This is a genomic window from Synechococcales cyanobacterium T60_A2020_003, assembly GCA_015272205.1.
GTDB lineage: Bacteria > Cyanobacteriota > Cyanobacteriia > RECH01 > RECH01 > JACYMB01.
This window is the reverse complement of record JACYMB010000365.1, coordinates 1-14,735: the sequence shown is the minus strand read 5'-3', so window position 1 is coordinate 14,735 and position 14,735 is coordinate 1. Positions and strand designations below refer to the sequence as shown.

The window sequence follows — 14,735 nt, the reverse complement described above, 5'->3', positions numbered from 1 at the left end:
CACCGCGTTGATGAACTACTTGAACTGGTGCAGTTGACAGGAATGGGCGATCGCTACCCCTCCCAACTTTCGGGTGGACAGCGTCAGCGCGTTGCGCTTGCCTGTGCCCTAGCTGTACAACCCAAGGTGCTGTTGTTAGACGAACCCTTTGGTGCCCTAGATGCTAAAGTGCGGAAAGATTTGCGCAACTGGCTCCGTCGTCTGCATGATGAAATGCATGTCACCACGGTGTTTGTGACGCACGATCAAGAGGAAGCCATGGAAGTTGCCGATGAGATTGTGGTGATGAATCATGGTCGAATCGAGCAGATTGGCAGCCCTGCCGAGGTGTACGATCATCCAGCGTCCCCCTTTGTGATGAGCTTTATTGGCCCGGTGAATGTTCTCCCCAAAACGGCACAAATCATGTCGTCGTTTGGGCATGACGGTGCGAATATCCTTCCCACCTGTTTCTTCGTCCCCACGATATCGAGCTGAGTCTATCTCCTAGTCTCCATACGCTACCCGCCACCATTACTCGCGTCATTCACCTCGGACAAGAAATTCAGGTCGAGCTGCTGCTAAGCGACGGCCATGCCATCACAGCATATGTCACCCGTGAACAGTACGATACCTTAGACCTAAAGGCAGGGCAGATCGTCTACGTCCGCCCTAAAAACACCCGCATCTTTCCTGCGGCAGTTGCCTAAACGTGCTGCTCGTCTATATCATCCTTTTGTCCCGCCGCCATTTGCAATACAAACGGAACTCCACCCACTTGGTGGTAACGATCCGCCCAAGCGCGAATCACCTCATCCAATTCTTCTAGGGCTTGATCAATGCGATCCTCTGGAATATCGAGTTCTTCTAACAGTCGTGCAACCCTAGGCTGGCGTTCTGACCAGTCGCGCATCATGCGGAAGAACCGAGCCGTATCCTCCACCATGATGTAGGTGCGCTCCTCTTCGTCTACGGGAGCATAGAAAGATCGATTCAGCGCATAGAACGGCATGCCCCAAGGCGAATCCACGCGAATCACAGTGCTGGAGTAGAGCAAGCGCCGCTTGATGTGTTCGGCTAAGGCTTCGCTCAAGGGCAGGCGACGATCGGGTGGAAGGTTCTCCTGCGATCGCGCATGGAGAAACTCGATCAGTTCCATGAATTGAAAGGAGTTGATGAGCTGTGCATCCGGCAAATTGGGCGGCAGCGTTTCTTCGATTTGCCGTTTTTCGTCAGGCGTTAGGCTAGTACCCGGAATTCGAGGTTTTCCCGGTGCCCAGGGATATTGTTCTGCCCAGACATAGGGAAGCTGAATCAGGTAGCGAGGCTCTTGCGACCCCAGCATTTTCAGCAGTTTGCCTTCAGTTAAAGCTTGGCGTACCTCCTCGACGATAACCTTGACCCGCTTGGGCTCAATGTGGTGCAAGTGCCCAGTCATGCGCAGGTTTCGCCCCTGCTCCAGATAGGTCATATAAATCGCGCATTTTGCAGCGGTTGCGGCGGCATCCAAAAAGGCACCATGTCGATGTCCCCCGGTGCGCATTGCGCTAAAGGCCAGATACAGCATGATCTGATCCATTGCGCTGGGACCAAGGCGTTTGATCAATTCGAGATCGTTAGTCATTCGTCATCACTAAAGGCGATCGCAGCCATCCTATATAAAGAGGTTTACGATGCTACCGAGGGACAGTCAGGACAAAATCGATAGGCTAAAACGATTTTCTTTGCAATGTAGGGCAAAAACTCGGTAGCGTGGGTGAGATCTCGCTATGGCCTTGCCTGATGTTAAACGTTGCTATTCGCTAGGCATCTGCCTGACGACGGAAAGCTGTGGCTTTTAATACCAAAACGACCCTACAGAACGCGCTGTAAAGCGATAACAACCAAACATTAGGAGATACACCTGACGATGGCTCTAGACACAGCCTCTGCAACATTGAACACCCACAGGCGGCTTACAGGGGCTGAGAGATTTTTAGGGTAAACGCTACATATGCAGCTTATGCCATTGTACGTGCATCTAGTATTTCCCGATCACAAAAATTGGAAAATACTACCTACTCTGCTAAAGTGCAGCGTTGCTGAAGCTGGGCATAAATTAGCAATCCTGTGCTCTAGTGCAGCGTCAAGTCTAAAATTTAGGGTTGCTATCTCTGAAGGGGATTGGAAAACAGGCGTTTCGGCGATCGCCAACCCTAATTCTTTGTGCTGACGGAATATTAGTAGGGAAGGTGTGCGGTTTCGGTTTGTTCGGTGGGTTGGTTGACGGCAAGGCGGGGAAGGCGATGCTTAAAGCCGCAGAGAATCTCCCAGGAAATGGTTCCGAGGGTGTCCGCCCAGTCATCAGCGCTAATTTCGTCCTGTCCATCTCGCCCTAACAGCGTGACAATCTCACCTTCGCGCAGATCTGGGATAGTGCTGACATCGAGCATCATTTGATCCATCGTGATTGACCCGATCTGAGGAATTCGCTGGCCTCGGATTAAAACCTCCATGCGATTGGATAGGTTTCGGGGTACACCGTCGGCATAGCCAATGCCAATCACGGCCATTTGAATATCGCGATCGGCAATGTACCTGTACCCGTAGCTTACGCCAGTGCCTGCCGCAATGGGTTTTACTTGGGTGACTCGCGCTTTCACTTGCATGACAGGTTTGAGATGGATGCGATCGCGCAAATGGGGAGCCGGGTACAACCCATGCAGCCCTAATCCAACTCGCACGAGGTCGTGGTGCAGGTTGGCGTCGGTTAACGTGGCCGCAGTATTCGATACATGCAAACAAGGTGGCGTAATGCCTGCATTCATCATCTGCCGAATCGTATGGCGAAACCGAGATTCTTGGAGGCGCATCACGGTTTGATCCGGGTCATCTGCCGTCGCAAAGTGGGAGTAAACGCTGGCGAGCCGCAGTTGGGGCGATCGCACCACGAACTGGGCAAGATCAACGGCTTCCTGCCACGGTACCCCGAGGCGCGACATCCCGGTATCAAACTTGAGATGAACGGGAAGGGGCGCACGGTAGCTAGAAACCGCTTCGGCAAAGACCATCGCCTGTTTGAAGGTGCATAGCGTAGGTTGCAGGTTCCACTGGGCGATCGCCTGCACCTGTTCAGGAGTATTGGTTGCACCCAGCATTAGGATAGGTGCTGTGATTCCGGCTTCCCGGAGTTCAATGCCTTCGGGAACCGTCGCAACGCCGAGCCAGGTTGCTCCCGCTTGAAGGGCGGTTTTGGCCGTGGTGACGGCTCCATGTCCATAGGCGTCTGCTTTCACAACTGCCATCAACTGGGTTTGTTGACCTGTAATTTGGCGAAACTGCCGCACGTTGTGGGTTAGTGCCGACAGATCAATTTCGACCCATGCTCGCTCACGCTGCATTCCTGCCAGGGTTGGCATTTGATCCCAGCTCAACATAAACATTCCTCCGTCCGCCACACACACCACTGCGCTTACGTTTGCTGTAAAGAAAGGACAGTCATTGATTCCTAATTCTTTACGAAGCCCCTATTCCTAGAGGAGTCTTTGTGATTAGACCTGCGCAGTTTGATGAAATTATACGTCTGGTCTTCAATTCCGCAAGGTTTTTCTAGGGCGATCGCCCTAGGGTCATCGTTCATATTTGTTCATCATGTCAATGCGAAGTTATTTTCGGGAACTCTGAATAACAGGAGCGATCGCACCGCGTTTGCGGTAGACCATTCCCAACAATAGTCCGGATTCTGGATATATGGACGGAAAACTCTAGGTGTTGCTCCTGTCATTTTCTGGTGTTCCCTATTACGGCATTCCTATGACACGGTTGCAATCGGTTTCGGCTCCGTCGGAGGCAAGCATGAATTCTCCTCTTTCGCCCAATCCGCTCACCAGCGTTGAGGTTCCGCCTCGTACCCAAGCGGATCTGACTCAGATCATGCTCAGGTTTGCGAGTTTATCTGACGCGGAGATGTCCAATGGGGCGATCGCCCATCCCAATCCAGTTTCCAGCGCGATCGTGAGTACAACTCAACAAGTGATGCGGGTGATTCAGGAGTTGCGATCGCCCGATAGCGGTTGGCCTGGGGATATGCCCCAAACACCAGAGAACTTAGCCCCCTACGTCGCGGAGGAAGTCTACGACGTGATCGACGCGCTGCAATCGGCTCCACCTGTTACCGCCCAACCCGACGCCCGCTGGCATGAGTATTCCTCGCTTCAGTCGTTATTGCCGTGGTTGCTATGGGCGATCGCCCGTAGTTCCTATGAGGTGATGCGTTTAATCGAGGGCGTTCCGGCAGAGTGCTTTGAGGGTCATCAGAGACAATCGGGAATTTTGCGTCTGTCAACTCGATTGGATATCGCCGCGCCGGACTTTAGCGCCACTCTAGATCTCGCCACCCAGCAGGCTCCCGCTAATACGGTTCCGGCAACGGTTCAACTGCGCTCAGAGGCATGTTCGCTCTGTCAGGAGGCGATCGCCGCTGACGTGCTGTTAGAGCATATTAACCAACAGGTCAAACTCACGACCCCTGTGCTAAACCGCTTCTTTGAAGGGCTAAATGCAGATTTTTTGGTTCCGCAACAACCCTGGCAAACGGGAGTGATTTGGCTTCAGTTGGGGTTTGAGTTTGTGCCCACCGGAGTGCCCGTTGCTGAATCCTTTGCCTCGCCACCGAACCCAACGCTTCAGTTTACGGAAACCGACTGGCTGGAAGACTATGCCAAAATGGTGGTGCAGCGGCAAATGCAAGATGCGATCGCCCAACTGCCAGAGTTTCGAGCAGTAAGTACCTCCCCAACCGATCGGGACGCGCTGGTTCCGAAACTTGTAGAGGATGCCTGTCATTTGATGGAATGGCTACAAAGTCCTGTGGCGCAATCCAATCAAAACTTCTTACGTCGTAATCTGTCCCTAACAGATTTCAGCCGTTGGATTCTGTGGTGTCTTAGCCGCAGCACCTATGAGATTACGCAACTCGTGGGTGGCGTACAGGCCACCTTACTCCAGCCCGGAGCGAGTTGGCAAAGCGGTACGCTGCGACTGCTGGCAGCTCTTCGCCTAAAGACGGTGGAACATGACTGGTATCTTGACTTAGGCACGGGACAAGCACTGCCCTACGCTTTGGAATCGGTTCCGGTGCCGCCCGATAGTTTGGTGCAGTCGGGAGAGTGTGCATGGTGTCAGCGTCCTGACTTGTTCCATCGGTTGCACTCCGAAGTCATGGCCAACCTTCAGCAAACGACCCCAGAACTCCAACTCCTCATGGAGGGGACTGGAATTGATATGGCAGAATCCGACCATTGGGAACCGGGCGCACTTCAGCTCACCGTGACGCTGGAATTTATGCCCGACAAGCCTTTGACGCTTTGAAACCGTCCTAGTCAGTAAATCCTAGATAGCCGCGTGGCGTAATCATCCAACCTTCATACTGGCGGGTGCTTTGGTTGCCAATAATCACAGTGGTGAGCATGTCGATGGAGGCTTCGAGCATGTGTCTCAGCGTGGTGAGCGTGACTTGTTCATCCTCCCGGTAGGCGGAACGGACGAGGGCAACGGGGGTTTCGGGGTTTCGGTATTGGAGGAAAATATGTTGGGCGATCGCAATCTGATCTTGACGAGTGCGCGATCGCGGGTTATACAGCGCCGTCACAAAATCGGCTTGGGCGGCGGCATGCAATCGTTTCTCGATCATCTCCCAGGGGGTAAGCAAATCGCTGAGGCTGATGGCGCAGAAGTCGTGCATCAGGGGCGCACCCACCCGCGAGGCGGCAGATTGCAGAGCGGAAATTCCGGGGAAGACTTGCACCTGGGGCGTTTTGCCATCCCAACCTTGTGCCCGTAGTTCTTCTAAAACTAACCCTGCCATGCCGTAGATGCCGCAATCGCCTGAAGAAATGACCGCAACGGTTAGGCCCCAATTGGCAAGGGCGATCGCCCGTTCAGCCCGTTGGCGTTCCTGGGTGATGGGTAGGGCTTCTATAATTTGACCGGGACGCAGCAGCGGTTTCACCAAATCGACGTACAGCGAATAGCCAATCACGACATCCGCTTGGGACATGGCACTCTGCGCCGCTGGGGTAATCTGATCCAGTGCGCCAGGGCCTGTGCCGACCAGCCAGAGTTTCCCAATACGACCCGTGAATTCTTGATCGGATTGAGCGATCGCCGCCGTCACGGCACCGGGTTCGCCTTCCTTTCGGACAATCTGCTTGGTGACGATAAGCTGGGATGATCCGCTGGCGAGTAATGCAGCAGCTTCGGCAACGCTGGGTGTTCCGACTTCCGATCGCACTACCTCCGAAGGTGTAGGAACTTCGACGGTCTGAAGCTCCTCTGCGGAAAAGCACCGTAAGGGTAGGTTGGTATGCTCACAATAGCCGAGGAGTCCGACCTCATCAGCCTTTAAATCGATGGTGGCAAGTCCGGCGATCGCCCTTTCTGCGAGTCCCGCCTTCACCAGCGTTTGCTGAATCGCCTGGGTAATGAGCGCTTGAGACGTGCCTCGTTCACAGCCAATCCCGATCCACAGGAGGCGAGGATGCCAGGTTACGGCTGGAATCGAGGTTTTTGGGGGATGCTGAGCCGTAATCCAGACTTGAGCGTCTGCCGATTGTCCATCGCCAAACTGAAACGGATGATTCGGCGGGAGATGATCCTGCCACAATGGTGATCCGCAGTCTTGAGTGACTTGAACGGTTGCATGACGGGCGATCGCCGCACTCACAGCCGTCCAGTCTCCCTCGCCTTTCCGCCACCCAAAGGGCACACCCAACACATCGACTCCGGGGAGTCCTGCGGCGTTTGAGGCTCCAGTGAGAATCGGCGTCGCGTTCAACTGTTTCGCAACCCACTGGGTGAGGCGATCGCCCCCAGCCTGATGTCCCCCACAGAAACTAATCGCGTACTGTCCGGCTTCATCCACGACCACAACTGCCGAGTCGGTCGCTTTGTCCTGAAATAATGGCGCAACGAGTCGAGCCACTGCCCCTGTTGCTAGGCAAAATATCAACCCGCGATGGCTTGTCCAAAGCTGAGCTAGATGCGCCTTGAGGGAGCCGGAAAAGACTTGGACTTGGTCAGACTCCGGGATATCTAGAGAGGCAGGAATCCAAATGGTTATGTCATTTCCTAACCGTTGAAGGGTTTGGAGTCCAGATGGCGTAAGGGCGATCGCCGCTAGAGGTTGTACAAAATCAATCGATGAAGTCACAGGGAAAATGTTTGCTACTCCTGATAGCGATCGCACATGCAAAACATACGTTTAGTCTTCGTCAACGTAGCGCAAATTTCATGAACAGTGAAATACAGTGGCGACAGATAACCTTGATATTTAAGCCAGTAGTTTCATCCGTTGGCTGCTGTCAACTTGCAGTCAGCGTGTGTAAGGTTGGGCGGTGACCAGATCGGGTACAACTCGATAATGCTTAACGTTGAACGTGAAAAGAGTAGCACCCAAACCAACTGCACAAACCGCAATTAAAGCATCCAGAAGTCCTAGGCTGTGTGATAAGTGATAGGCTGTGAAGCTTGATAAAGCACGGACACAATCAACTTCAGTAGGCCAGACAATGGAAAATGAAGCAGTTAATTTGAGAGCATTGCGAACTTGCTGTGTATTTTTAGCATCTTGAATGAGCTCCATAACGACAAAGCCAGGAACAATAGGCAAGTCTTGCAAGCCAGCAAACCAAGCAATTGCAGGAGCATGACCTCTTTGGATGTCGATCAAAACATCAGTGTCCAATAGGTACATCTCTAGTTATCCTAGCTATGCTCTTGCGTTTCTGCATTAAGACGCAACTGACGAGCATAGGCTTGACTATCAGTGATATCAGGTCGTGAGTTGATGACTCCTTCGTTTTGCCAATAAGCAATCAGCTCTGCTCCCGTTTTAGGTAAATTGCCTCATGTTTTCCGCATAGATAAGATACGCAAAATGTATTCAGACAAGGGCAGGTTTAGCTGTAACGCTTCAGTAGAAAGTTCGTTCAAGATATCTTGAGACACTTCAAGCGTAATCGTTTCAGTGTTCATAGGCTGCACAGAATCGATGAGTTACTCCAATAGTAGCCCGAAGGCTCTGTAGAGTCAGTGATACCTATTTACAGAGCCTTCCACTCAACCTAAGCGTGCGACCAGCTCACATAGGGCAATTGTGCGGCGGTGGCTTTAATCTGCTCAGCCTGCGCCACCAACTGACCGCAAGCATCCCAGGTTCCCCCGAGGAACATCTGACGTGGGCCAGCCCCCATCTCAACGGAAATCGTCACATCACCACAGGAGGCTTGCATCGTGTCCAAGTTGAGATTCACTGTTGCTTGCGGATTAGCAGCGATCGCCCCTTGCAGTGCCTTTACATCGTCGGAACTAGCGGTAACACAGGGAATCCCCATCGCTACGCAGTTGCCAAAGAAAATTTCGGCAAAACTTTCACCGACTAAGGCTTGGATGCCCCATTTGGCGATCGCCTGGGGTGCGTGTTCGCGGGAGGAACCACAGCCAAAATTGCGATTGACAACGAGGACTTTTGCGCCTTGGTACTGGGGTTGATCAAAGGCATGGGCACCGTTGAGCTGTTGGCGATCGTCCTCAAAGGCGTGTTCGCCCAGACCATCAAAGGTGACGCAACGCAGAAAACGGGCAGGAATGATGCGATCGGTGTCGATGTCATTCCCTTCGAGAGGAATGCCACGACCGATAACAGATTTAACTTCGCTAGACATGATGGATAATTCTCCTTTTGTGGGGTGGAGGGGTGATGGAGTGATGGAGGGGTGGGATGATGCAATATCCCGTGCTTACAGCATTTCGCGGACATCGGTAACCTTGCCAGCGATCGCCGCTGCGGCCACCATTGCCGGACTCATCAGCAACGTCCGACCGGAAGAGGAACCTTGCCGTCCCTTAAAATTCCGATTGGAGGAAGAGGCGCTAATCTGCCGACCTTGGAGTTTATCCGGATTCATCGCTAGACACATGGAACAGCCTGGTTCGCGCCATTCAAATCCAGCAGTTGTGAAGATATCGTGCAATCCTTCCGCTTCGGCCTGCTGCTTCACCCGCTCCGAACCCGGAACCACAAACGCCATTACATTTGAGGCAACGCGGCGACCCTTGGCGATTTTGGCAGCCTCGCGCAGATCTTCGATCCGTCCGTTGGTGCAGCTTCCAATAAAGCACACGTCAATCGGCGTGCCCTGAATCGGCTGTCCGGGCTGGAGATCCATATATTTGTAAGCTTCTTCAGCAATCGCCCGTTCATCTTCCGGCATCGTATCGGGAGTAGGAACCTGCTCGTCTACGCCAATACCCTGACCGGGCGTGATTCCCCAGGTTACCGTCGGCGCGATGTCTGCCGCATCAAACACCACCACATCGTCATATTCGGCATCGGCGTCACTGCGAATGCTGTTCCACCACTCAACGGCCTGATCCCATTCCGCACCTTTGGGCGCAAAATCACGGCCTTTGAGATAGTCGTAGGTGGTTTGGTCTGGATTGATATAGCCACAGCGTGCGCCACCCTCGATCGCCATGTTGCAGACGGTCATCCGTTCTTCCATGCTCATCTGCTCGAAAGTGGTTCCGGCGTACTCGTAGGCATAGCCCACACCACCCTTTACGCCGAGCTTGCGGATGATATGGAGAATCACGTCTTTCGCGTAGACACCGGGATTCAGCGTCCCATTCACCTCCACCCGACGCACCTTGAGCTTCGATAAGGCTAGGGTTTGCGAGGCGAGAACATCCCGAACTTGGCTGGTGCCAATGCCAAAGGCGATCGCCCCAAAGGCACCGTGGGTAGAGGTGTGGCTGTCTCCACAGGCGATCGTCATTCCGGGCTGAGTCAAACCCTGCTCTGGGGCGATGACGTGAACAATGCCCTGACTGCCGGAACCAACGTTGTAAAAGCGAATATTATTTTCCTTGGCGTTGCGCTCAATCGCACTCATCATTTCTTCGGCCAAATCATCCGCAAAGGGACGGGCTTGGTTCGTTGTCGGAACGATGTGATCCACCGTAGCCACCGTGCGCTCTGGGAACATCACTGTTAATCCCCGCTCTCGCAGCATGGCAAAGGCTTGAGGACTAGTGACCTCGTGAATCAAATGCAGACCAATAAAAAGCTGTGTTTGACCCGACGGTAAGGTTCCGACGGTGTGCAAATCCCAAACTTTATCGAACAGCGTCCCTTTGCTCATACGACATCCTGCTTAGCTAAGTGGTCTAACAGCGGGAAGAGGAACTTGATCTCACGAAGCCCTCTTCAACCAGCAATATGTGAATGGTCACAACCCTTCTCGAATCGTACCTACTACGATAAAAAGCAGAGCAGGTGAATGTCCAATATATTTTTAGATGCCTATTAATATTTTTAAGATCTTAGCGAGCATTCAGAGATGTGACTTCTGTTAAGTTGCTTCGACACTCTGCTGTATTCCATACCAGAAGTCGCATTTCTCAGCCCCAGTCATTCCCTCTTTACCCCATCACCCCTCCACTTCTCTAATGAAAATGAAAAAGACACCCTGAACCCAGAGTGCCTCGACAGCCCAATAAGCTCTGTCAAAGATATATTCTTATTTAAAGCCAACCGCAGCTTGCCATACAAATGCGAGCAAGAGGAAGAATACCGGGATAATCGGCAGAACATCAACCAGGGGATCGAATAGCGCATACGCCTCTGGCAACTTTGCAAGCAACAATGCCACTTCCATGAACCGTCTTACCTCAATCGTGAATTCTTATAATTGGTCGTATCCTACCATGTAAGGGGGATCAATCCATCCCCATCCCGCCTGAAATTCTGCGGTTCAGACGGAGAACGCTTCAGCCTAGGTTGACCGTCTGCCATGTAATGCACTGATTGATTTGCCAGGGTTTCCCATGACTATGCAACCGTCCGATACCGCCGCTGCTGCCCAAGCCCGTCAGACTCGTCAGCAGTTTGTGTCGCCAGAGGACTATTTATCCTATGAGCTAGGCAAGGCCGTGCGGGAATTGCCACCGCTCTACACGCGCCTGTTGGCCGGAACGCTCTCCGCCCTGATTTTTGGGGCGATCGCCTGGGCGCATTTCAGCAAGGTAGACGAAGTGGCGATCGCCAATGGTGAACTGATTCCCTCACAGCAGGTGCGTCCGGTGCGGGCATTGGAGGGCGGTGTGATTGAGAGCATCAACGTCAAGGAAGGGGATTCCGTTCAAGCGGGCGACGTGCTCATCACCCAAGACACCACCCTCAACTCAGCGGACGTCGAACGGCTGAAAGACGGAGCAGAACTGATTCAGCAGGACATTGCCCGTTTAGAAGCAGAACGGGATGGCAATGTGTCTACCGGAACCGCGCTCCAGGATGAGCTTCTAGAAGCCCGGTTGCAGGAATTCAACACTCGCCAACAGGAGGCGATCGCTGAGGTCAATCGCCAGAAATCGGTTGTAGAAGAAAACAAGACCCGTCTGGCGCGTCTGGAAGGAAACCTGCAAAGTGCCCGCGAAACCCTGGCGAATGCAGAGCAACGGGAAGCGAGTCTGTCTAGCTTAGTCGCAGATGGTATTGTGGCTCGATTAGATTATCTGGAAGCGGTGGATCGGCTGACGGAAGCTCGTGATCAAGTGGCGACCATTGAGCGTGAAATTCAGGCTCAGCAACAAACCGTTCGACAGAGCGAAGAGGGATTACAAGCAGCTCAAGCAACCGTCAACCGACTCGCATCCGAACGGCAGAGCGAAATTCTGACGCAGCTTGCCCGTCGGCGGGAGGAACTGGCGGAGGTTACGGGGCAGTTAAATCAGGCTGAAATTCGTACCGACGGCGGTGTGATCCGTGCTCCCATATCCGGGCGAGTCTATAAGTTAGACATCACCGAAGGCGAACGAACGATCGAACCGGGAGAGGAACTGTTGTCGATCTTGCCCGATGGTCAAACGCTGGTGCTGGAAGTCAAGATTCTCAACCGGGATATTGGCTTTGTATCGGAGGGAATGCGCGCCAAAGTCAAGGTGGCGACTTTCCCATTCCAGGAATTTGGCACGATTAACGGAACCCTGGAACAGATTAGCCCCAATGCAGAACTAGATGAACAATTGGGGTTAGTGTATCCAGCCCGGATTGTCCTCAGTCAGACCAGCATTCCGGTTCGAGGGCAAGAGGTGGCCTTAGCGCCTGGTATGGCCGCGACCGCAGAAATCGTGACTCGTCAAAAGAGTGTGCTGACGTTCCTCATTGAACCCATCACGCGCCGCTTTGATGAGGCTTTCTCCGTGCGATAGGGTCTGGTTTAAGGGCGAAATAGCGTTGGTGCATGCGTTTTATCTGCATTGCTTAGACCTGAACTTCGTGAAAACGCCTCACCCAAAAGTCGATCTGTTTAATCTTTCTACAGAGACAGAGGGATGGAGGGGGATCACGGTAGAGTGGGATCAACTCCATTGAATACTGAATGCTGGAGCGATTATGGCAAATACAACCGAAACCCTTGAGGCATTGGCGTCTGAAATTGGCGACAACGTTTACATCGATGTTGCGAAATGGCACCTCTACCTCAAAGATGCTCACCTCCACACGGTTCTGGCAGAGCAACTTTATCCCCTTCTTGAGGAAGGACGGATTAACGAAAGCACTGTCTCTAGCATCCTCCAGAATATTTCGGTCAAGTTAGGGGGAGGAAAGTTGGATGTGCCTCTTGCCAATTTGATTCCGATGCAGGGACAGGTGACCCTCATGGACTTGCTTGAGGAATTCCAACGCAACCTGTAACTCCCGATTACGGAACAGGCCCTACGGGTAATACGGACTCCGATTCGTAAGCACTATTTCAGAGACCCCTCCCAACCTCCCCTTACCCTAGACGCGAAGCGGCTTCCCGCAGGGTAGGGGAGGTGCCGTCAGGCGGTGGGGTTTAGTGCCACCCTATAGCAGGATTTCGTATAAACTACCGACGAAAGGCTGCCCTATTCTCTGAGGGAGTTGAGCAGCCTTACTGGTTTCTACGCTGGGCTTCAGGAATGTGACAACCCGCCAGAATTAACCACCGAATGCAAAAATCCACTGTTTTGCCCAGTCGATCGCGACGCTAACGGCGGTGTACCCAAAGATCAGCACTGATGAGGTTAGGGTTAGTCCCATCAAACATAGCGTTAACCCACCGAGGCTGATCGCACCGTCATCATCTAGCAAACCAAATCCGGTTACAAAAATGCCCATTGCAGGCAGCGTGTTGGTTAGGGGAATGGGAATCATCATGGAGATTGCCATTAGGCTAATAGCAGCACCAATGAGGGTGCGTCCGGGGAGACTGGTACAGACATAAGGAAGCCTAGGCCGGGAGATACCTTCAATACGGCGTAACCAGGGTAATCCAGCATCTAAAACCCCTTGAATCTGCTTCAGTGGAATGGCATGCATCTTGACTTTCTCCGGCAGCCAAGGGCGATCGCGCCCGATCACAAGCTGAATTGCCAGCAGAAAAATGACAATCCCAAACGGCACGGAGTAGCCAGGGGCAGGGATAGGTAGAGCCGAGGGCAATGAGAGTAAGACAAACAGGAAGCCAAAGGTACGCTCTCCGGCCAGTTCCAAAATATCCAGCAGGGTTACCGTGAGCGATCGCTCTTCTTCAAAAAAATGACGCTGCAATTCGGTTGAAAGTCTTGCCACAGTATCTCCTTATGCCATCACGCGCATCGTGATGCCAGTCTTAAATTTCAAGGGTAGAGGGTGGGAGCGATCGCCGCTTAACGATTCGTAAAATCTTCATCAGAACTATAGCAACTCTGGGGGACATATAAACGACAGGCTAAAAAAGGGGTGCGATCGCACCCCTTATCAATCATGAAAGTTTAGAACCGGAGGATCAGGTTCCCATTGACCACGAATTGATATACTCCAACTGCTCGGCGGTTAGGGAATCAATGGCAATGCCCATCGCCTGAAGTTTGAGGCGTGCGATTTCCCGATCAAGTTCGGTGGGAATGGAGTGCAATCCGGGTTGGAGTTGTCCCTTATTTTTCACCAGGTACTCACAGGCCAAGGCTTGGTTGGCAAAGCTCATGTCCATTACTGCACTGGGGTGTCCCTCGGCGGCGGCTAAGTTCACCAAACGCCCTTCGCCAAGAACAATCACAGACTTGCCATTGGTCAGGCGATACTCTTCGGTAAAGTTACGAACTTGCTTCACCTCGCTAGCCATGCCCTTAAGGGACTTGAGGTCAATCTCAATATCAAAGTGGCCTGAGTTACAGACGATCGCCCCGTCCTTCATCGCCTCAAAATGCTCTTTGCGGATGACGTGCTTGTTCCCAGTTACGGTAATGAACAAATCCCCTTGAGGAGCGGCAACGGCCATCGGCAGGACGCGGAAGCCGTCCATTGCGGCTTCGATCGCCCGCACCGGATCGATCTCAGTCACGATGACATTTGCACCCAGACCACGCGCCCGCAGCGCCGTTCCCTTACCGCACCAGCCGTAACCCGCAACCACAATCGTTTTTCCGGCGAGGAGAATGTTGGTGGCTCGGATGATGCCGTCGAGGGTGGATTGTCCTGTTCCGTAGCGGTTGTCAAAGAAGTGCTTGGTGTCGGCATCGTTGACGTTCATGGCTGGGAAGGTCAGCACCCCGTCGTTGAACATGGCACGGAGCCGCACAATTCCGGTGGTGGTTTCCTCGGTGGTTCCGATCAAATCAGCGATCTGGTGCTGGCGCTCTTGAACCAGGGTAGCGACCACGTCACTACCGTCATCAATGATCACGTTGGGGCGATGATCCAGGGCAATTTG

12 protein-coding genes and 1 pseudogene are annotated in these 14,735 nt (G+C 53.0%); 4 read left to right on the top strand and 9 right to left on the bottom strand.

Annotated features, from left to right (window positions below; genetic code table 11):
* Nucleotides 1–689, top strand: a pseudogene (locus tag IGR76_17790) (sulfate/molybdate ABC transporter ATP-binding protein).
* Here the strand turns inward: IGR76_17790 and hetR are convergent.
* Nucleotides 686–1,603, bottom strand: coding sequence for a heterocyst differentiation master regulator HetR (hetR, locus tag IGR76_17785; GenBank protein ID MBF2080309.1), 918 nt, complete (start codon nucleotides 1,601–1,603; stop codon nucleotides 686–688). The pseudogene IGR76_17790 and the gene hetR overlap by 4 nt on opposite strands.
* Nucleotides 1,604–2,198: 595 nt before the next feature.
* Nucleotides 2,199–3,395 (bottom strand): alanine racemase, encoded by a 1,197-nt coding sequence (locus IGR76_17780; protein ID MBF2080308.1) that lies wholly within the window; start codon nucleotides 3,393–3,395, stop codon nucleotides 2,199–2,201.
* A gap of 418 nt (nucleotides 3,396–3,813) precedes the next feature.
* Between IGR76_17780 and IGR76_17775 the strand changes: the two genes are divergently transcribed.
* On the top strand, nucleotides 3,814–5,328 hold the full coding sequence (locus IGR76_17775; protein MBF2080307.1) for a hypothetical protein: 1,515 nt from the start codon (nucleotides 3,814–3,816) through the stop codon (nucleotides 5,326–5,328).
* Nucleotides 5,329–5,335: 7 nt separating this feature from the next.
* Here IGR76_17775 and cobJ read toward each other — a convergent pair whose 3' ends face one another.
* The 5 genes from cobJ to IGR76_17750 all read right to left on the bottom strand — a co-directional run bounded on the left by cobJ (nucleotide 5,336) and on the right by IGR76_17750 (nucleotide 10,676).
* Nucleotides 5,336–7,168 carry a precorrin-3B C(17)-methyltransferase gene (cobJ, locus tag IGR76_17770; protein MBF2080306.1) on the bottom strand — a complete coding sequence of 611 codons (1,833 nt, stop codon included), beginning with the start codon at nucleotides 7,166–7,168 and terminating at the stop codon, nucleotides 5,336–5,338.
* Nucleotides 7,169–7,330: 162 nt separating this feature from the next.
* Complete coding sequence (locus IGR76_17765; GenBank protein MBF2080305.1) at nucleotides 7,331–7,711, bottom strand: PIN domain-containing protein; 381 nt, start codon at nucleotides 7,709–7,711, stop codon at nucleotides 7,331–7,333.
* A gap of 370 nt (nucleotides 7,712–8,081) precedes the next feature.
* Entirely contained in the window at nucleotides 8,082–8,681 is a 600-nt protein-coding gene (leuD, locus tag IGR76_17760; protein ID MBF2080304.1) for a 3-isopropylmalate dehydratase small subunit, read from the bottom strand.
* A gap of 75 nt (nucleotides 8,682–8,756) precedes the next feature.
* On the bottom strand, nucleotides 8,757–10,160 hold the full coding sequence (gene leuC / locus IGR76_17755; GenBank protein MBF2080303.1) for a 3-isopropylmalate dehydratase large subunit: 1,404 nt from the start codon (nucleotides 10,158–10,160) through the stop codon (nucleotides 8,757–8,759).
* A gap of 378 nt (nucleotides 10,161–10,538) precedes the next feature.
* Nucleotides 10,539–10,676 carry a photosystem II reaction center protein K gene (locus IGR76_17750; protein ID MBF2080302.1) on the bottom strand — a complete coding sequence of 46 codons (138 nt, stop codon included), beginning with the start codon at nucleotides 10,674–10,676 and terminating at the stop codon, nucleotides 10,539–10,541.
* 175 nt (nucleotides 10,677–10,851) lie between these two features.
* Here IGR76_17750 and IGR76_17745 point away from each other — a divergent pair, with 175 nt between their 5' ends.
* Nucleotides 10,852–12,228: an HlyD family type I secretion periplasmic adaptor subunit gene (locus IGR76_17745; protein ID MBF2080301.1), complete on the top strand. Its 1,377-nt coding sequence runs from the start codon at nucleotides 10,852–10,854 to the stop codon at nucleotides 12,226–12,228.
* A 184-nt stretch (nucleotides 12,229–12,412) separates the two neighbouring features.
* Nucleotides 12,413–12,715, top strand: coding sequence for a DUF3181 family protein (locus IGR76_17740; GenBank protein ID MBF2080300.1), 303 nt, complete (start codon nucleotides 12,413–12,415; stop codon nucleotides 12,713–12,715).
* Nucleotides 12,716–12,982: 267 nt separating this feature from the next.
* On the opposite strand, the gene IGR76_17735 is transcribed toward IGR76_17740, so the two are convergent.
* Together IGR76_17735 and ahcY are read right to left on the bottom strand one after the other, a co-directional pair.
* Entirely contained in the window at nucleotides 12,983–13,615 is a 633-nt protein-coding gene (locus tag IGR76_17735) for an exopolysaccharide biosynthesis protein (protein ID MBF2080299.1), read from the bottom strand.
* A gap of 196 nt (nucleotides 13,616–13,811) precedes the next feature.
* Nucleotides 13,812–14,735, bottom strand: a 924-nt coding sequence (ahcY, locus tag IGR76_17730) for an adenosylhomocysteinase (GenBank protein MBF2080298.1), incomplete at its 5' end; no start/stop codon positions are given.